The 18,018-nt window shown below is 73.3% G+C and carries 17 protein-coding genes; 10 read left to right on the top strand and 7 right to left on the bottom strand.

Annotation, left to right across the window (positions count from 1 at the left end; all coding sequences use genetic code 11):
* The first annotated feature begins 24 nt into the window (after positions 1 to 24).
* Positions 25 to 1,191 (top strand): hypothetical protein, encoded by a 1,167-nt coding sequence (locus FHX75_RS14045; RefSeq protein ID WP_154940124.1) that lies wholly within the window; start codon positions 25 to 27, stop codon positions 1,189 to 1,191.
* On the opposite strand, the gene FHX75_RS14040 is transcribed toward FHX75_RS14045, so the two are convergent.
* On the bottom strand, positions 1,109 to 1,846 hold the full coding sequence (locus FHX75_RS14040; protein WP_154940122.1) for a hypothetical protein: 738 nt from the start codon (positions 1,844 to 1,846) through the stop codon (positions 1,109 to 1,111). The two genes, FHX75_RS14045 and FHX75_RS14040, sit on opposite strands and share 83 nt — an antisense overlap.
* 139 nt (positions 1,847 to 1,985) lie before the next feature.
* On the opposite strand from FHX75_RS14040, the gene FHX75_RS14035 reads away from it, so the two are divergent.
* The 4 genes from FHX75_RS14035 (at position 1,986) to FHX75_RS14020 (ending at position 5,433) form a co-directional block, all read left to right on the top strand.
* Entirely contained in the window at positions 1,986 to 2,744 is a 759-nt protein-coding gene (locus tag FHX75_RS14035; protein ID WP_154940120.1) for a TIGR03089 family protein, read from the top strand.
* Between the two features lie 81 nt (positions 2,745 to 2,825).
* Positions 2,826 to 3,341 (top strand): SigE family RNA polymerase sigma factor, encoded by a 516-nt coding sequence (locus FHX75_RS14030; protein ID WP_154940118.1) that lies wholly within the window; start codon positions 2,826 to 2,828, stop codon positions 3,339 to 3,341.
* A gap of 155 nt (positions 3,342 to 3,496) precedes the next feature.
* Positions 3,497 to 4,234: a hypothetical protein gene (locus tag FHX75_RS14025; protein ID WP_154940116.1), complete on the top strand. Its 738-nt coding sequence runs from the start codon at positions 3,497 to 3,499 to the stop codon at positions 4,232 to 4,234.
* Between the two features lie 239 nt (positions 4,235 to 4,473).
* Positions 4,474 to 5,433 (top strand): zinc metalloprotease, encoded by a 960-nt coding sequence (locus FHX75_RS14020; protein ID WP_154940114.1) that lies wholly within the window; start codon positions 4,474 to 4,476, stop codon positions 5,431 to 5,433.
* Between the two features lie 127 nt (positions 5,434 to 5,560).
* Here FHX75_RS14020 and FHX75_RS14015 read toward each other — a convergent pair whose 3' ends face one another.
* Both FHX75_RS14015 and FHX75_RS14010 read right to left on the bottom strand, forming a co-directional pair.
* Positions 5,561 to 6,280, bottom strand: a complete 720-nt coding sequence (locus FHX75_RS14015; protein WP_246158040.1) for a hypothetical protein — start codon at positions 6,278 to 6,280, stop codon at positions 5,561 to 5,563.
* Between the two features lie 124 nt (positions 6,281 to 6,404).
* Positions 6,405 to 8,084 carry a DNA repair helicase XPB gene (locus tag FHX75_RS14010; RefSeq protein WP_154940112.1) on the bottom strand — a complete coding sequence of 560 codons (1,680 nt, stop codon included), beginning with the start codon at positions 8,082 to 8,084 and terminating at the stop codon, positions 6,405 to 6,407.
* A gap of 179 nt (positions 8,085 to 8,263) precedes the next feature.
* Between FHX75_RS14010 and FHX75_RS14005 the strand changes: the two genes are divergently transcribed.
* Together FHX75_RS14005 and FHX75_RS14000 are read left to right on the top strand one after the other, a co-directional pair.
* Positions 8,264 to 9,154 (top strand): L,D-transpeptidase family protein, encoded by an 891-nt coding sequence (locus tag FHX75_RS14005; RefSeq protein WP_154940110.1) that lies wholly within the window; start codon positions 8,264 to 8,266, stop codon positions 9,152 to 9,154.
* A 137-nt stretch (positions 9,155 to 9,291) separates the two neighbouring features.
* Positions 9,292 to 9,528, top strand: a complete 237-nt coding sequence (locus tag FHX75_RS14000; protein ID WP_154940108.1) for a hypothetical protein — start codon at positions 9,292 to 9,294, stop codon at positions 9,526 to 9,528.
* A gap of 42 nt (positions 9,529 to 9,570) precedes the next feature.
* On the opposite strand, the gene FHX75_RS13995 is transcribed toward FHX75_RS14000, so the two are convergent.
* Entirely contained in the window at positions 9,571 to 12,039 is a 2,469-nt protein-coding gene (locus FHX75_RS13995) for a helicase-associated domain-containing protein (RefSeq protein ID WP_154940106.1), read from the bottom strand.
* A gap of 84 nt (positions 12,040 to 12,123) precedes the next feature.
* Between FHX75_RS13995 and FHX75_RS13990 the strand changes: the two genes are divergently transcribed.
* Together FHX75_RS13990 and FHX75_RS13985 are read left to right on the top strand one after the other, a co-directional pair.
* On the top strand, positions 12,124 to 12,807 hold the full coding sequence (locus tag FHX75_RS13990) for an HAD family hydrolase (RefSeq protein WP_154940104.1): 684 nt from the start codon (positions 12,124 to 12,126) through the stop codon (positions 12,805 to 12,807).
* Complete coding sequence (locus tag FHX75_RS13985) at positions 12,779 to 13,165, top strand: cold-shock protein (protein WP_154940102.1); 387 nt, start codon at positions 12,779 to 12,781, stop codon at positions 13,163 to 13,165. Before FHX75_RS13990 ends, FHX75_RS13985 begins: the two co-directional genes overlap by 29 nt.
* Here FHX75_RS13985 and FHX75_RS13980 read toward each other — a convergent pair.
* A complete protein-coding gene (locus FHX75_RS13980; RefSeq protein ID WP_154940100.1) occupies positions 13,126 to 13,998 on the bottom strand; it encodes a 1,4-dihydroxy-6-naphtoate synthase in 873 nt (290 codons plus the stop codon). The genes FHX75_RS13985 and FHX75_RS13980 overlap by 40 nt on opposite strands.
* Before the next feature lie 716 nt (positions 13,999 to 14,714).
* Between FHX75_RS13980 and FHX75_RS13975 the strand changes: the two genes are divergently transcribed.
* Positions 14,715 to 15,620 carry a GNAT family N-acetyltransferase gene (locus tag FHX75_RS13975; protein ID WP_246158035.1) on the top strand — a complete coding sequence of 302 codons (906 nt, stop codon included), beginning with the start codon at positions 14,715 to 14,717 and terminating at the stop codon, positions 15,618 to 15,620.
* On the opposite strand, the gene FHX75_RS13970 is transcribed toward FHX75_RS13975, so the two are convergent.
* Positions 15,592 to 16,242, bottom strand: a complete 651-nt coding sequence (locus FHX75_RS13970; RefSeq protein WP_154940096.1) for a futalosine hydrolase — start codon at positions 16,240 to 16,242, stop codon at positions 15,592 to 15,594. The genes FHX75_RS13975 and FHX75_RS13970 overlap by 29 nt on opposite strands.
* Positions 16,239 to 18,008, bottom strand: coding sequence for an MFS transporter (locus FHX75_RS13965; protein WP_246158033.1), 1,770 nt, complete (start codon positions 18,006 to 18,008; stop codon positions 16,239 to 16,241). The genes FHX75_RS13970 and FHX75_RS13965 overlap by 4 nt, the downstream gene beginning before the upstream one ends.
* Positions 18,009 to 18,018 lie beyond the last annotated feature (10 nt).

The raw sequence follows: 18,018 nt of genomic DNA, 5'->3' as shown, positions 1-18,018 counted from the left end.
ACCGATGTCCCGATACAGTTGCGCATGGACAGCGGTGAACTCGTCAGCGCACTGCGTACCCTGCCGGCGCTCCAGGTCCGGGCGGACGGACCCGAGCTGCAGGTCGCCGTGCCGGCCATTGCCGACACCGTACGGCTGCACCCCGACTCCGTCCTCCGGGCCCGGCAGATCTTCTCCCCGCGCGGAGATCCGGCCCTGGAGCTGGTGGTGCGGCAGGACGAGGAGCTGCGGCCGCTGATCGTCCTGAACGACGACGTGGTGTTTGCTCCGGTCGATCCCGCCGCCCAGCTCGACAGCGTCATCCCGGTGCGGATCGCGAACGCGCCGCCGCTCGTCGCGTACACGGAGATGGAACGCGACGCCGTCGGCGCGGCGCGCGCCATGGACGGGCCGATGGTCGACGTGGATGCCGTCAGTGCCACCCTCGTGCTGCACCGCTGCTTCATCGTGGGCGCCATGCGCTTCGGGCTGCGGCCGGTACGCGCGGCGGCCTGGTGGCAGCACCTCGCCGCCAAACTGGGCGACGACTTCTGCCTCGGGCGGTTCCGACCCGACCGGGAGTGGGACGGGCTGGTGGCGGAGGCCGGCGGGGTACGACTGCTCCAGCCGGCGCCACCCCCGGCGCGGGATCTCCGGGCCGAGATCGACGCCATGACCATCGCCGATCTGACGGCGCTGGAGCCGGTGATGACGGTGGCCCGGGCGGACGAGGAGTTCATCGCGTCGTGGCGGCGCTGGGTGCCGATCCCGCCGCGCCGGTTCCGCGAGCTGATGTCGGCGGGTCTGCCGGACGCGCGGTTCGAGGTCTCGCTCTACCCCGACGGCGGCTGCGCCGTCGACCTGCGGCTCGCGCCGGCCGGCACCCTGCACGCCCTGCTCGGACTGCGGTTCTCCTTCCCGGAGCGGCGCGCGTCGCTCGACGAGATCCGACTCACCGACCAGGCACGGGGCACCGGGCTGTTCCAACGACTCATGTTCAACGCGGAGGAACTCAGCAGGGAACTCGGCATGACCTCGCTCAGCCTCCTGGCCACCGGCCTCGGTTCGTACGCGCTGGCCCGGTACGGCGGCTATCCCCGGGACCCCGAGCTGCGCCGGTCGGGCACGCTCAGCGGCGAAGCTCCCGACCCGCCAGGTTCCGCCGCAACTCGGCGAACGCCTCCGGCCCAACGGTCTCCCGAGTCGCCGTGAGCAACCCGGCGCAGAGCTGCGTCGCTGTCTCCAGCCTGGCCCGGGCCTGTTCGATGTCCCGCAGCACCGGGTCGCGCTCGGCGTCGGTGGCGGTGCGGATGTCCCGCACCTCCCGGCGGCGCACGCCGCGCACCTCGTCGGCCACCACCAGCACGAAATCCGTCCGGTCCAGGTCGAGCGAGGTGGCGTCGGGGTGGGGCCGGCTCGCCGCCACGGCCCGGGTGACGCTCTCGGCAGGCAGGAAGAGCAGCGTGGTGGTGGAGAACCGACTCATGGCCGCCTGCTGCTGCCAGCGGGTCAGCAGCCCCGACTTCGCGTCGAGGAACGGCGCCACGCTGAGGGCGAACTCCACCTCGACGGTGGCGAGCAGGGGTCGCGCGGTCTCGATCCGGCTTCTGAGCTGGTCCACCAGGGCGGACTGCCGGCGGAGCGCGGCGGCGAACTCCGTCACGTCGTCGGGTCGCGCGGCGGCCGAGACGATCGTGCCGGCGAGGGCGAGGATCCGGTGCCCGGTGAGGCACACCTCCTGGAGGGCCAGGACGACGGCCATCAGTTCGGCGGCGACCTTCGCGTCCCGGGACACCGCCCGCCGGTCCAGCATCCTGGTGAAATACGAGCTGACGATCTGCACGACTGTCGACAACAGTTCGCCCATTCGACTGCCCCGTTCCAGAGCGGATGTGGCCGCGAGTGTAGTCGGCCCGGCCCGGCACGGTGGCCGGTGCCGTCGACGTTCTCGCTGGGTCCCGCTCGATCGGTAGGGTGAGGCGTCGTCATCAGGAGGAGGACGCCCGATGGACACCGTCCAGGACCCGGTCGTGTGGGGGCGAGCCGCGGTGGACGAGGCCGGCCCGCCGCTGCTGACGTACCTGGACGGGGCGACCGGCGAACGGACCGCGCTGACCGCGCACCAGCTCGGCGGCTGGGCGGCGCGCTGCGCCGGGCTGCTGCGCGACGGCTGCGGGCTGGGCCCCGGCAGCCGCGTCGCGGTGCTGCTGCCGCCGCACTGGCGTACCGCCGCGGTGCTGCTCGGCGCCTGGTCGGCCGGGCTGGCGGTGTCGTACCGGCCGCGGGCCACCGCCGGGCTGCCGGTGCTCGAACCGGGCGGCGACCGGCCGTACGACGCGGTGTTCGTGACCCCGGAACGCCTCGACGACTGGCTGGAGGACGTACCCGACGGGACGCACCGCTACCTCGTCGGCACCCGGCCCGGCCCGCTGACCGACGTGCCCCTGGGCTGGCTCGACTGGTCCGCCGAGGTGCTCCGGCACACCGACGCCCTGCCGGCCGCCGCCACGATCCACGCCTCGGACCCGGCGAGCCCGGACGGCACCAGCTACGGCGAGTGGGGGAGCGTCGCCCGGGCCGTGGCGGAGCAGCTCGACCTGCGGGTCGGTGACCGGCTGCTGGTCGACGCGACCGAGCACGAGCAGCCGCTGAAGTGGCTGCTCGCCCCGCTGGCCGCCGGCGCGTCGGTGGTGATCTGCGCCAACCTCGACCGGGCCCGGCGGGATTCCCACATCGTCGCGGAGCAGGTCACCCGGGTCCTGTGAGACGTCAGCCGGGCTCCGCGGCACCCCGGAAATGTCCGCGGGCCGCGACAACCTTCTGCGGCACCGCCACGTGGTAGGGGCGTGACCCCAACACAACCACTCTCCGCGGCGGACCGGTCGTACGTCGCCTTCGTCGAGGTGGCCTGGCAGCGACATATCCGGCTGGCCATGCTGCTGACCGGCGACCGGTGGCGGGCCGAGGAACTGCTCCAGGACAGCCTGGTCAAGGTGTACGAGCGGTGGCGCCGGCTGTCCCGGCTCGACGACCCGCACTCCTACCTGCGCCGCGCCCTGGTCAACAACCAGACCTCGATCTGGCGACGGCGTCGCCGGGAGAGCCTCGTCGCGGACGTCCCCGAGCGGGCCGCCCCGGCGGGCGACGTCGGCCCCGACGCCGTCGTCCTGCGCCGGGCGCTGCTGTCGCTACCGGCGAAGCAGCGTGCGGTGGTGGTGCTCCGCCACTACGAGGACCTGACCGAGCGCGAGGTCGCTCAGGTGCTGGGCTGCTCGGTGGGCACGGTCAAGAGCCAGAACGCACGGGCGCTGGGCAAGCTCCGCCACCTTCTCGATGAACCCTCCTACGCGGTAAGCAGGTAGAAGCGATGAACAACCTTGACGATCAGCTCGCCCACCGGCTGCACGACATCGTCGACGGCGAACCGAACTCCGTACCCCCGATGGGGGCGCTCCTCGATCGCGGCCGGCGGGCCCGCCGGCGCCGGACGACCACGATGGTCAGTGCGACGTGCGCGGTGCTGGCGCTGGGCGTCGCCACGGCGGCAACCGTCGCGACGACGCCGACGTCCGGCCGTCCGGGCGTCACCGCCGAGGCGCCGTCGCGATCCGAGCCGGCCTCGCCGGCGATGGAACTGGTCTCGGCCGTCACTGCCAGCGAGAACATCAGTTACCGGATTCGGCTGACCAATTCGGGGCCGCAAGGACTGACGTACGAGGGCGCGTTCGACCCGAAGACGGCCACCGGGTACGCCCGGGTGGGGCAGGACGACTCGGTCATGACCGAGCTGCTGATCAACGGCACCAGGTACGAAGGGGCGGAACCACCGCCGGGCAAGCTGCCGGCCGACAAGGGCCCGGGCGAGAGGTACGGTAAATACGCCCAGTACCCGGGCAAGTACGACCGGCTGTCCCTGTACGCCGACGGGAGTACCGTCCTGGGTGCCGCGGCACCCGACCCGGCGGCGCTGTTTACGGCGTTGAAGAGCGCGAATGCGACCATCTCGGACAACCCTGACGGGACGTTGCACTTCGGCTACACGACGTCGGAGGAGAAGGGGTCGACCACCACGTCCGGTGACGTCACGCTCGACGGCGACGGTCGGATCGCGAAGGTGGTCCTCACCGGCACCTGGCAGTCGACTGCGAAGGGCCGGCTCGACAAGGGCACGTTCGGCTCGACGCTCGAACTGTTCGACTACGGCGTCGCGGTGAAGGTGGAGCGCCCGACGAACGTCGTCAGGGTCACCAAGTAGTTCCATGCCCCGGGACGACCGCTGACCGGTTGGTGGTCTCCCATCCAGCGACAAGCTGCCCGCGGCCCGACGGCCGCGGGCAGCTCTGGCTTTGCCGTACGCCTGCCGCATGAGCCGGTCCGCAGGGCTGTTGCCGGCGCCGCTGACGTGGTCTTATACCGGGAAGACGACGTCATTGACCTGGTCATGGCAACCCCGCGTCGATTCCGCACCGTCTCCATCCCCTGAAAGGTGCACCGATGCACAGGAGACCGACCTTCCGACTGGCAGTCCTCACCGCCACCGCCGCCACGTTCCTGGCGTCCGGTGGCGCCTACAGCGCGGCGGCGGCAGCACCCGTGACCGTCTCCCCGGGTGTCGAGGCGTGTGAGCCGGGTGCCGACGAGCACAGCGTGGCCCGGGTCGCCGAGGGCGCCACCGCCCAGGAGCCGGAGCTGTACTCGAAGAACGAGGCGAACGCCTACGGCGTGATCAAGGATTCTCCACGTTTGGCCAACGGCAGCGTCACCGTGCCGACGGTCTTCCACATGATCTCCGACCACCCGCTCAGCGCGGCGGAGACGACCAGGTGGAACAGCCTGATCGCCGCGCAGATGGAGGTGCTCAACGACTCGTTCGCCGGCAGCACCGCCGCGAACGCCGCCGACACGCCGTTCCGGTTCGACCTCGTCGACACGACGTGGACGGTGAACAGCGACTGGTACACCGTCGTGCCGGGCAAGAACGAGCGCGACATGAAGAAGGCGCTGTACACCGGCGACTCCCGCACCCTCAACGTGTACGCGGGGAACATCGGCGGCGGGCTGCTCGGCTGGGCGTACTTCCCGAAGGGCTACAACAACGGCCGCGACTACATCGACGGCGTGGTGATCCTCGACGAGTCGATGCCGGGCGGCACGGCCGGCAAGTACGCGCTCGGTGACACGCTGACGCACGAGGTGGGGCACTGGCTGATGCTGGAGCACACCTTCGCGCACGGCTGCTCGGCCTCCGGCGACTTCGTCGCGGACACCCCGCGCGAAGCGCACCCGCAGTTCAACTGCCCGGTGGGCGCGGACACCTGCACCGCACCCGGGCTCGACCCGATCCACAACTTCATGGACTACACGCAGGACTCCTGCATGGACATGTTCACCGCGGGACAGGCGGACCGGATGAGCGACGCCTGGGTGGCGTTCCGGGCCGGCGGCCTCGGCTAACCAAGCCTTGCCGGGGGCTGGCGGGCCGCACTCAGCGGCCCGCCAGCCCCTTTCCTGTTGCGCCCACGTTCCCGGCCATTCATCGCCGGTTGAGCCAGGGTGCGCGCCGCGAGCAGGGCGCGGGTAGCTACGCCCTTGCCTGAGATAGGAAGGATCGGGCGGCCAGCTCACCGGAACGGTTACGGGCCCACACTGCCCATCGGGCACCAGACCCGGGGAACACGGCGGCGAACGTTCTCCAGACGTGGAGCCGGAAACCGTCCTGCTCCCACCACCGCTCGGTGTACCCGCACGCCTCACGTATCAGGGTCAGGCGCGCCGCGTGTGCCTCGACCGCCGCCAGGCCTGGCGCATCGTCGAGCGATACCGGGATCCATGTGGCGCAATCCTGGTAAAGCGCCTCGGCTTCGAGCAGCGCGTCGACGTTAGGAAAGACGGGCACCACCGGCGGCAAGTCGGGGCCCGTGAAGCAGTAGACCACGGTGCCGTCGCCGCGCAGCCAGACCGCGTACGGGTGCGCGACGTCGTGTCCAATGAGGTCGGCCATCGCGTCCTGGTCCTCGCGGCTGTAGTCGTCTGCTGCCCACGGGACCGGTACGAACGTGACGGTCTCTTCGAACGACCAGGCGAGGCTGCGATAACGCAGACCCCCGTATCGAGCCGCAGCTCGCCGAAACAGGGTCAGCGTTGCCTGGACGTCCACGCCTGGCAGCCGGCTCAGCAGCGACCGGAGCTCGTCCGTCGTGGGCCCATCCGACAGGTCGAACGACGTTCGCTCCGCGGCATGTCGGAGGAAGTGGGTGGCTCTCGGCGACAACCCCGAAGGATCGTCCAGGACGTGGCGCACAGCCTCAATGATCGAGGACGCGCGCCAAGACCTAGCCGAGGGTGTCACGCAACATCTGACATCGATTCGTCACGCATCAAGTGGAGCCCGACACCCTTTCTGCGCGTGACCGGGTATGGATCCCTTACTCCATGCTCGGCAGCTTCGGTCCCAGCACGTCATCCGCGTCCACGATCGTGTACGCGTACCCCTGCTCCGCCAGGAACCGTTGCCGGTGCGCCGCGTACTCGGTGTCGATCGTGTCCCGGGACACCACCGTGTAGAAGTGCGCCTGCCGCCCGTCGGCCTTCGGTCGCAGCACCCGCCCCAGTCGCTGCGCCTCTTCCTGCCGCGACCCGAACGTCCCGGACACCTGGATCGCCACCGCCGCCTCCGGCAGGTCGATGGAGAAGTTCCCCACCTTCGAGATCACCAGCGTTCGCAGCTCACCGGAGCGGAACGCGTCGAAGAGTCGTTCGCGTTCCTTGTTGGTGGTGGAGCCCTGCACGATCGGCGCGTCGAGGTACTCGCCGAGCTGGTGCAGCTGGTCGATGTACGCGCCGATTACCAGGGTCTGCTCGTCCGGGTGCCGGTCGACCAGCGCCTTGACCACCGGCAGCTTTGTCCGGGCGGTCGCCGCCATCCGGTAGCGCTCCTCGGCCTCCGCCGTCGCGTAGGACATCCGCTCGGCGTCGGTCAGCGTCACCCGTACCTCGGTGCACTGGGCCGGGGCGATCCAGCCCTGCGACTCGATGTCCTTCCACGGCGCGTCGTACCGCTTGGGGCCGATCAGGCTGAACACGTCGCCCTCCCGGCCGTCCTCGCGTACCAATGTCGCCGTGAGGCCCAGCCGCCGGCGGGCCTGGAGATCCGCGGTGAACCGGAAGATCGGCGCGGGCAGCAGGTGTACCTCGTCGTAGACGACCAGGCCCCAGTCGCGGGCGCCGAACAGGTCCAGGTGGGTGAACGCGCCGCCGCGCCGCGAGGTGAGCACCTGGTACGTCGCGATGGTGACCGGGCGGATCTCCTTGCGCTCGCCGGAGTACTCGCCGATCTCCTCCTCGGTCAGCGAGGTGCGGGCGATCAGCTCCCGCTTCCACTGCCGGCCGGCGACGGTGTTGGTGACCAGGATCAGCGTGGTCGCCTTCGCCTCGGCCATCGCCGCCGCTCCGACCAGCGTCTTGCCCGCGCCGCAGGGGAGCACGACCACGCCCGACCCGCCGGCCCAGAACGCCTCAACCGCCTCCCGCTGGTACGAGCGCAGCGTCCACGGCTTGCGGCCGTCCTTGCCGGCCTCGGCCAGCTCGATCGGGTGCGCCTCGCCGTCGACGTACCCGGCCAGGTCCTCCGCCGGCCAGCCCAGCTTGAGCAGCGCCTGCTTGAGCCGGCCGCGCTCGGAGGGGTGCACCTGGATGGTGTCGTCGTCGATCTTGTTGCCGAGCATGCCGGCGAGCTTCTTGCTCTTGGCGACCTCGATCAGCACCAGCCGGTCCAGCGCGCGCAGCACCAGGCCGTGCGCCGGGTCGTTGGCGAGCTGGAGCCGGCCGTACCGGTCCATGGTGTCGGCCACGTCCACCAGCAGCGCGTGCGGCACCGGGTAGCGCGAGTACTTGATCAACGCGTCCACCACGGCCTCGGCGTCGTGGCCGGCGGCCCGGGCGTTCCACAGGCCCAGCGGGGTGAGCCGGTAGGTGTGCACGTGCTCCGGGGAGCGCTCCAGCTCGGCGAAGGGGGCGATCGCCATCCGGCAGGCCTGCGCGTCGGGGTGGTCGATCTCCAGCAGCAGGGTCTTGTCGGACTGCACGATCAGTGGTCCACCGCTCACGCCAGTGTCCTCTCCTCGGCCGGGCTTGTCGGCTACCCGTCATCGGTGGGGACACCCCGCCGCAGGCCGACCATCCAGTGTTGCACGAGGTCGGGGACGCCCAGAAAAATGCCCAAACGACGCAACGCTTTCCCACCGCCGAACGTCTTCCAATCGGACGACCGATTCGGGAGGGCTCAATGAGGCATACAGGGTTAACCATCCGGATCGTCGCCTTGGCGGTGGTCACGCTGGTCGGCGCCGGTGGCTGCGCGCTCGACCCGCAGGCCGATCCGGGTGGCACTGGAGGAGGGCTCGCCCCGGTCGGCAATGCGGAACAGGTAACGGGGGCGAGCGGCGGCTCGCCGCCCGACCAGCGGACCCAGCCGACCACCCCGGCCCCGAAGCTGAAGGCCGCGGCGACGACGCCGCGCGTCACCACGCCGCCGAAGCCGGAGAGCGGCCGCCGGTTCGCCAACCCGACCCCGCAGAACAAGACCCGCTGCGAGCAGGGGGAATACCAGCGCGAGGTGGAGGGCTACCTCGCCCGGCTGGGCGGGTTCGGCACGGTCAGCGTCAACGGCCAGCAGTCCGACGCCGACTGCGCCGCGATCAAGAAGTTCCAGCAGCGGTACGACATCCGCCCGGCCGCCGGCCGGGCCGGCCCCACCACGTACGACGTGGCAAAGCGGCTGGCCAACACCGACACCAGCCGGTGCAACGCCGGCTCCGGCACCACCTTCTGCGTGGACCTGACCCGGCAGACCACCTGGGTGATGCGCGACGGCAAGGTGGTCGCCAAGCCGACGGTTACCCGCACCGGCATGTCCGGCTACGCCACCCCGGCGGGCACCTACAAGATCAACCTTCGGAAGCTGAAGGAGTGGTCGGACCCGTACGACGTGTGGCTGCCCTACTGGCAGCGCTTCAACGGCGGGATCGGCTTCCACGAGACCACCACCTACCTGCACAACTCCGCGATCGGCTCGCACGGCTGCATCAACCTGCTGCACACCGACGCGGTTCGCTGGTACGAGCTCGGCTCGATCGGTTCCCGCGTGACGCTGGTCGGCCGCCGCCCCGGCACCTGACCCACGACCCTCACCTGAATCGCCGCCCCGACAGTCCGACCGTCGGGGCGGCGATTCAGGGTTTTGTCCCCTGTGCGGTCAAGCGTCCGGGTGCCACCCTGGAGGGCGGGAGCCGGACGGGGCGGGGAGGGCTGGCAATGAGCGTCGACCAGGACGCGGTCACCGACGACGAGTCGCCGCCGGCCGACGAGGTCTCCACGGCGACGCTGGTCGGCTACGCCGCCGCCGCGCTCGCCCTCGTCGGCTGGTTCCTCTTCGGCTGGCTGGTGCAGCGGCAGGGCTTCGTCGCCTCGGTCGGCGAGACCGCCGGGGCCGCGTTCGCCCTGCTGCTCGCCGTCTCGGTGATCGGCACCGTGCGCCGCAGCCGGCGCTGAAGCGCCCGGTCTTCCCGGCGCTCCGCCGTGCTTCGGCGCCGCTCAGTCCTCCCGCACCGCCGCGGTGATCCGGTGCAGCGCGAAGGTGTGCAGCATCTCCGTCCGGTCGTCTTCGGCGCGCAGGTAACCGGCGCCGATCGACACCGGCCGGAGCAGCCGGGACGCGGTCGCCCCGTGCGCGTCGACGTAGCCGACCCAGACCAGCGCCTTGTCCCGGACCGCCTGCTGCAGCACCGCCAGGGCCTCGGTGTGGCTGTGCGCCGGCATCGGGCCGGCGGCCACCCGGGCCGCGCTGCCGCGCACCACCGCCGGGGCCCGCCGGGCCGCCCGCGCCGCCGCGTCGCCCCGCCGGATCTGCTCCACCACGCCGAGCAGCCGGGGCATGGCCAGCTTCGGCGCCGCCAGCGGGTCCAGCGCGCGGGTACTCACCGACGCCCGGGCGGGCGCCCGCCGGGTCTTCGGCCGGGACAGCACCGTCGCGCCGCTGGTGTCCTCCGGCACCGGCGCGTACCCGGCGTCGCGCAGCGCGATCAGCATCCGCCCCACCTGGTACGGGGTGACCAGCACCGTCGGGGCCAGCCGGCGGAACGCCATCGACTCCAGCCGCCGGTCGGCCAGCACCTCGGCGAGCAGCGCCTCGTCGTCGCTGCGCACGTACCCGCCGGCGGAGCCGAGGCGCAGCCCGCCGTGCTTGCGCGCCACGTCGTCCACCAGGTACGTCAACCCCTGCGGGATCGGGGTACGCGACCGGCGGCGGAACAGGGCGTGCAGGTCGTCGGCGGTGTACCCGGCGTCCAGGGCGCGACGCACGCTCGCCGTGGTGATCCGGTGCACGCTGGCCCCGCCGGCCGACTCGTGCTCGGCCACCACGTCCAGCTCGGCGGCGAGCGCCGGGTCGGGCGGGCCGGGCACCACCACGCTCAGGTCGGCCTGCACCAGGAAGTGGTCGACCGGGGCGGGCAGCAGCGCGTCCAGCGCCCGCACGGTGCTCGACGGGTCGCCGCTCTCGGCGTCCGAGCGCAGGCCGAGCGGGTCGTCGCCGCCGCGCTCGTCCGCCTCGGTGACGTCGGCCAGCAGCAGCCGCCCGTACGAGGTGAGCGCGCCGAGCCCGGTGACGCCCAGCTGGGCCGCCTCGGCCAGCACCTCGCGGTGCGCGGCCTCCCGGCCCCGGCTGCGTCGGGGGGCCCGCCAGTCCAGCAGCTCCAGCACCTCGTCCGGGGTGGGGGCGGTGGCCGGCTCCAGGTCGGCCAGCACCGCGAGCACCGCTCGCCGGGCGGCCGGCGCGCCGGCCCGTTCCGCCTCGGCGGAGAGCACGCTGATCGGGCGGTCCCGGTCGTCGCGCTGGCCGACCAGCCCGACCTGCCGGGTCATCGTCAGCCAGGCCCGGGCGAGCTGCTCCCAGCGGTGGGCCAGCGACATCGCCCGCCACACCTCGTACCCGCCGGTGGGCAGCACCTGCTGGTCGGCGCCGTAGCGGCCGGTGGTGGAACCGGGCAGGTCCAGCTCGCCGACCAGCCCGGCCGCGTACGCCACCTCGAAGACCAGCGCGGTGGCCGGCTCGTCCAGCCCGACGCCGCGGGCCAGCCGGCGCAGGTCACGGACGCCGACACCGCCCGAGCGCAGCACCGGGGCCGGCTCGGCGGCCAGGCTCTCCAGCAGCGCCTCGGTGTGGCGTACCAGCTCCATGGTCTGCCCGGCCCCGGCGGAGTCCACGGCCTTCGGCTCGCGCGGCGGCGCGGTGACCGACGGCGGGCTGGTGCGCAGCGGGCCGAGCGGGCCGCTGTCCCGGCGCAGCAGCAGCCCCACCTCACGGGGCAGCTCCACGGTGCCGGCGGAGACCCGCACGAGCAGCCGGGCGTCGACCAGCCAGCGGATGGGCGAGCCGGTGGGCGCGCCGCCGTTGGTGGCGTCCGGCGGCAGGTCGTCCTCCGCGCCGACCGGGGGCGCCTGGAGGGCGCCCGGCGGGACGCTGCCCACCGGCGGCCCGGCGGCGAGCCGGTCCAGGATCGCCCGGGCCGAGGGCGGAGCGGCCAGCAACGTCCGCCGCAGTTTCGCCGGGTCCGCGCAGAGCGCCGCCGTCCGCAGGTCCAGCTCCGCTGCCGGTCGCCCCAGCCCTGCCGGGTACGGGGAGACCTCGTCGACGCTGCCCGCGACGCGCAGGGCGTGCTCCGGGCCGTACAGCAGGAAGCGGGCGCGCAGCCGGTCCACCGCGCCCCGGACGGTGGTCGGGGCGGGCGGGTGCGGCCCGGCGGTCGCCATCGCGAGGACGGCGTCGGTGGAGGTGGTGCCCTCCTCGGGATGCCGGGTGAGTCGGGCGGCGTCGAGGATCTGGAGGGTGAACTGGTCCAGCCCGTCCAGCGCGCGGGCCACGGAGACCCGCGACTCGGCCCGGATGGCGAGGGCGGAGACGTCGGCGGGCACCGGCACCACGAGGTCGGGCCGCAACTGGAGCAGGGCGGCCAGCGACTCGTCCGGCAGGGCGCGCAGGTGGTCGGCGAGTGAGGTGGTCATCGTCGTTCCACGCTAGCCCGCTGCGGGGCCGTCCCGCCCCTCGGACGTCCGGCTCGGTCCGGGTTGGGCGGGTACGTTCTCGGGGTGCTTCCACTGATGGTCGGTTTCGACCTCGACATGACCCTGGTCGACTCCCGCCCCGGCATCGCCGCCTGCTTCCGGGCGTTGACCGCGCAGACCGGCGTACCCGTCGACGCCGACCTCGCCGTCTCCCGGCTCGGGCCGCCGTTGCGCACCGAGATCGCGCACTGGTTCCCGCCCGAGCAGGTGGAGGAGGCGGTGACGATCTACCGCGAGCTCTACCCGGCGTACGCGATCACCCCGACCGTCCCGTTGCCGGGCGCGCGGGAGGCGGTCGAGGCGGTCCACGCGCGCGGCGGCCGGGTGATGGTGGTGACCGCCAAGCTCGGCCGACTGGCCAAGCTGCACCTGGAGCACCTCGGGCTGAGCGTCGACGAGGTGGCCGGGGACCTCTTCGCCGAGGAGAAGGCGACCGCGCTGCGCACGCACGGCGCGACCCTCTACGTCGGCGACCACATGGCGGACATGGTGGCGGCGGGCGCGGCCGGGGTGCCCGGTGTCGGGGTGGCCACCGGGCCGTGCAGCATCGACGAACTGCGGGCCGCCGGGGCGTACCAGGTGTTGGATGATCTCACCGGATTCCCGGCGGCGCTGGACCGGATCATCGGGCTAGCCTTGGAGCAGCAGTCGACGTCTCAAGCGAAGCAGGGGTTCTCAGGTGCCGACGGGTCGAGTGAAGTGGTATGACGCGGCCAAGGGATACGGGTTTGTCACCAGTGACGAGGGTGGCGACGTGTTCCTGCCCAAGGGCGCGCTACCCGCGGGTGTCACCGACCTGAAGGGTGGACAGCGGGTCGACTTCAGCGTGGTGGACAGCCGCCGGGGCGCCCAGGCGATGGGGGTCAAGCTGCTGGACGTGCCGCCGTCGATGGCGGAGCTGCGCCGGCGCCCGGCCGAGGAGCTGCACGGACTGGTCGAAGACATGATCAAGGTGCTCGAGGCGAAGGTCCAGCCGGACCTGCGCCGGGGCCGGTTCCCGGACAAGAAGACCGCGCAGAAGATCGCTCAGCTGGTCCACGCGGTGGCGCGCGAGCTGGAGGTCTGAGGGCTGGAGGTCTGAGGGATCAGCCCGGCGGCGGCGGCCCGGCCCAGCAGCGCCTCCACGGCGGCGAAGCCCGCGTCCCCCGGGTCCGCGGTGAACTCGTTGACGTAGAGGCCGATGTGCCGGTCCACCACGTCGGGCTCCATCTCCTGCGCGTGCGCGAGCACGTACTCCCGGCTGGCGGCCGGATCGGCCCAGGCCTGGCGGACGGACTCCCGGATCCAGCCGGCCGCCGCCACCGGGTCGACGGCGCCCTTGCGGGCCAGGATCGCGCCGAGCGGGATCGGCAGCCCGGTGTCGCCCTCCCACCACTCCCCGAGGTCCACCAGCGCGGTCAGCCCGTGCCGGTGATAGGTGAACCGCGCCTCGTGGATGACCAGCCCCGCGTCGTACTTCCCGGCCGCCACCGCCGGCATGATCTCGTGGAACGGCACCACCTCGATCCGCGCCGGCGGCCGCTCGGCCGACCAGAGCCGGAAGAGCAGGTACGCGGTGGTCCGGTCACCGGGCACCGCCACCGTGGCCCCGGTCAGGTCGGTCCGGTCCGGCCGGCTCGCACCGTCACCGGCCCCGCCCCGGGTGAGCACCAGCGGGCCGCAGCCACGGCCGAGCGCCCCGCCGCAGGGCAGCAGGTGGTAGTCGTCCAGCAGCCAGGGCAGCGCCGCGTAGCTCACCTTGACCAGGTCGAACGCGCCCCGCTCGGCGGCCGTGTTGGTGACGTCCACGTCCGCGTAGGTCACCTCGACCGGCGGCGCGCCGGGCACCCGGCCGTGCACCAGCGCGTGGAAGACGAACGTGTCGTTGGGGCAGGGCGAGATCGCCAGGGAGAGCGCCACGCTCCCACGGTAGCCCCGCCCCCGCGCCCCCACTCCACCCCGCCCGCCCCGCTGTGACCCCACCCGCTCGCCGTCGCCCGCTTCCCGCTCGCCGCCGCGCCGCTTCCCGCCGCCCGCCGCTTCCCGCCCCCTACGGCGCTGCTCCCGCCGTCGTTGCCGCCGTGCCATCCGTCCGGCCTCGCGCCCCGCCCGGCCTCGCGCCCCGCCCGGCCTCGCAACCGGCCTGGCGTCGGCGTCCGGCCCGGCGTGGCGACCCGCCTGGCCTCCCCGCGACCCTCCCGGACGGGGGACGTGGGGTGTGCGTTTATCGCTACCAATCTGATGACGTGGACGAATCACGGGCACCACGGTCCGGGGACACCGCGTAGCGCCGGCACCTGACAGCCGGGCCCGCACCACCAGGGCGACGTCGCGGCCGCCGGTGATCGACGCCCCGGCTGCCGGTGCGGGAGTGGACACCTGCCAGTTATTCAGCCCGGGTGAGAGAAGGTTCACTCGGCGGTGTGGGTGCTGCGCGCTCGGGGGCCGCCGCCGGCCGCATGCCTACCGCGACGGAACGGTGAGTCATCCGCGTCAAACGGTGAGTCATCCGCGTCATCAGATTCGTAGCGACTCTCCAGGCCCCTTGTCCCCAGGCCCGAACGTTGTCCACAGGGTTTTCCACAGGTTGCGGTGGGCTGTTGAAAATGGGAGACCGCGCGGACGAGCATGGTGCGGTGACGGAGCGGACACCCTCGGTCGATCTCGGCGCGGCGCTGCGGGCGCTGCGCCGGCAGGCCGATCTGAGCCAGCGGGAGCTGGCCGAGAAGTCGGGGGTGCCGCAGGCGACCCTCGCGCGGATCGAGTCGGGGCGGACGACCGACCCCAGGTTCCGCACGGTCGAGCAACTCGTCCGAGCGGCGTCCGGTCGGCTCGGCATCTCGTTGACGGCCCCTGCTGCACCGGTGGGCAGCGCGGGCCGCGCCACAGGTTGCGCGAAGGGCGACGAGGTGAGGGGCGCCGCGTTGCCGGCCGTGCCGCAGGAGGAGCTACGCGACGGCGCGGGGCGGCACTGCCCCGCGCACCTGGACGCCCGTGAGGTGCGGGAGCCGAAGGACTGGCCGGGCGCCTGGTGGGCGCGATTCTTCGACCTGCCGCCCGAGCGGTGGCCGGTGCCGTTGCCCGCCGTCACCTACGAGCGAAACCGGGAACGCCGGGACAGGAGCCGTCGCCGGGAACGGGTCCGGCGCGAGGTCCAGGTACGGCGCGTCGGCCGGGACGAGCTGCCGGCGACGTCCTGGCGTCTGGTCGCGGAGCTGCCCGACGGCGAGCTGGTCGGCGAACTTCGGGCGCACGAGCGCAGCGTGGACCTGCTGCTCGGCTACGACCTCGGCGATCGGCGGGAGCTGCTGCTCGACGGCGTGCTGGTCGCCGCCGAACACCGTGGGCTCGGGATCGGCCGCCGGCTGCTCGACATGCTCGTCACGGAGATGGACCGGGTTGGCGTCACCACGGTCCACGCGATCGCCGAGTCCGTCGGGATCGCCTTTCTCCTCGCCTGCGGCTACCGCCTCCAGGCCGGCCGACCCGAAGCGCTCCGGCTCGACCGGCCGGTCAGCTCAGGGCCCGGGCGGCCGCCGTGAGGGCGGTGAACGCCTCCCGCATCCGCCACGCCCCCCGGTCCCGGGGGCCGATCGGGTTGGAGACGGTGCGCAGCTCGGCGAAGGGCAGGCCGGCGTGCGCGGCGGCCACCGCCACGCCGTACCCCTCCATGGCCTCGGCCACGGCGTCCGGGTGCCGGTCGGCGAGGGCTTGGGTGCTCGCGGCCGTGCCGGTCACCGTGCTGACGGTCAGCACCGCGCCGACGACCGCCTCGGGGAGCGCCGCGCACAGGGCGGCCAGCAGCTCGGGGTCGGCGTCGACGGTCGGACCGCCGCCCAGCAGCTCCGGCGGCATGCCCAGCTCGTCGACCGGGATGAACCCCTCGGGCGACTCCGCGCCCAGGTCCGCCGCCACGCTGCGGGTGCCGAGGACCGTCGCGCCGATCGCCACCCGGCCGGCGAAGCCGCCGCCGATCCCGGCGCTCACCACCGCCCGGTACGGGCGACCCGCCGCCTCGGCCAGCGTCAGCAGCCGCGCGGTGGCGGCACCGGCCACCGCCGGCCCCACCCCGACCGGGCGAACGGTCACCGTCGGGTCGGTGAGGCCGGCCCGGACCGCCTCCGCCTCGGCCGGCACGGCGGTCAGCACCAGCAGACCCGTCACGACACCGACCCCGGCGACTGCCGCCGCTGGTCGTCGTCCGCCCCGCCGGGACGCGCCACGGCGGAGGACGGCCGGTAGATGTGGTACCCGGGCGGCGCCAGCCCGGCGTCGTCGCCGGCGGGGTCGGGGGAACGGTGGCCGGTCGGCGCCGGTGAGGTCGGCGCGGCCTGGGCGGCGGCCGCCGTGGCGGCGTCCGCCGCCGCGTCGTGATCGTGCCGACCAGCGCTGTGCGGCTCGTGGGTCGATCCCGGCCGGTCCCGACCGGTTCCGTGCGGCTCGTGGGCCCGCCCGGGCCGGTCGCCGTCCGGGCCGTCCGGGCCGTCCGGGGGCGTGCCGCGTGCCGTGTCCTCCGGCACGTCGGGGTCCGCCAGTTCCTCGTCGGTGAGCGGGCGACCGATCAGCCGCTCGCCGCGCAGTCGACCGGCGACCACGATGCCCCGGACGGCGGCGAGCACGCCCACCCCGGCGGCGACCGCGATGCCCACCCGCCCCTCGAAGGGGACCAGGCCGAGACCGCCGCCGGCCACGAAGGCCAGCATCAACGCGGTCTCCGAGTGGGCGAAGGAACTGGCCCGCAGCCGTTCCGGGATCCGCTCCTGGATCGAGGCGTCCACGGCCAGTTTGGCGATTCCGCTGGTCAGCGCGGCGACCAGGCAGAGCACCGCCACCATCGGCAGGGAGAATTTCATCGTGGCCAGGACGGCCACCCCGGCCACGATGACCATGGTGCTCGACTGGATCGCGGCGGGCCGGTGGATGCGCAGCCGGGTGCCGAGCGCGGTGGCCAGGAAGCCACCCACCGCCAGCGCCCCGCCGACCAGGCCCAGCGCCACCTGGCCGCTGAGCTCGCGCCCGAAGAAGTCGGTGTTCAGGTCGCCCTTCTTGAGCGCGAACGCGAGGAAGAGCAGCAGGAAGCCGTAGAGCGCGCGCGGCGCCGCCGCGCCGATCAGGGTGGCGATCACCAGGCGGCCGGCCGGGCGACCGCGGCCGAGGGGCCGGTCCCGGTCGGGGTTCAGCCCGCGCCACGGGCGGGGTACCCGCTCCGGCGGCTCGGAGTCCGCCTTCGGTGGCAGCCGCAGCGCGATCACCATTCCGACCAGGAAGATCACCGAGGCCACCCGCAGCGGCCACTGCGGCCCGAACCAGAACGCGGCCAGCCCGATCGGCGCCACCAGCGCGCCGGCCACCGTGCCGTAGACGCTGGCCCGGGCACCCACCTGGGAGAGGCCGAGCCCCTCGGGCAGCAGCCGGGGCACGGCCGCCGAGCGGGCCACCCCGTACGCCCGGGAGAGCGCGAGCACGCCGAACGCGGCCGGGTAGAGCCCGAGGCCGCCGATGTAGTCCGAGATCAACCAGGCCAGGAACGCCCGGCCGAGCATGGTGGTGGCCAGGGCGTACCGGCGGCCGTGCCGGAAGTGGTCGAGCAGCGGGCCGACCACCGGCGCGAGCATGGCGAACGGCACCATCGTGACCAGCAGGTAGAGCGCGACCTTGCTGCGCGCCTCGCCGAGCGGGACGTCGAAGAAGATCGTCCCGGCCAGGCCGATCGCGATCAGCGTGTCACCGGCGCAGGAGACGGCGTGCAGGTCGAAGAGGCGGACCATGCCGACCTCACCGCCGGCTCCCCGGGCCCGCGCCGATCCCGCCCGGCGGGTCATCCAGCGTCCTCCGCGCAGTGATCCGCGGAACAGCAGACGTACGGAGCGGATGCCCGTGCCGACGGTCCGGCCGAGGACGGACCGCCCGGAGCGGGAGGAGAGCGGCATGTGCACCATC

This window comes from Micromonospora palomenae, from assembly GCF_007829925.1.
In the GTDB taxonomy this organism is placed as follows: domain Bacteria; phylum Actinomycetota; class Actinomycetes; order Mycobacteriales; family Micromonosporaceae; genus Micromonospora; species Micromonospora purpureochromogenes.
Note: the sequence above shows the minus strand (reverse complement) of the source record. Positions and strands in the feature narration are given on the sequence as shown.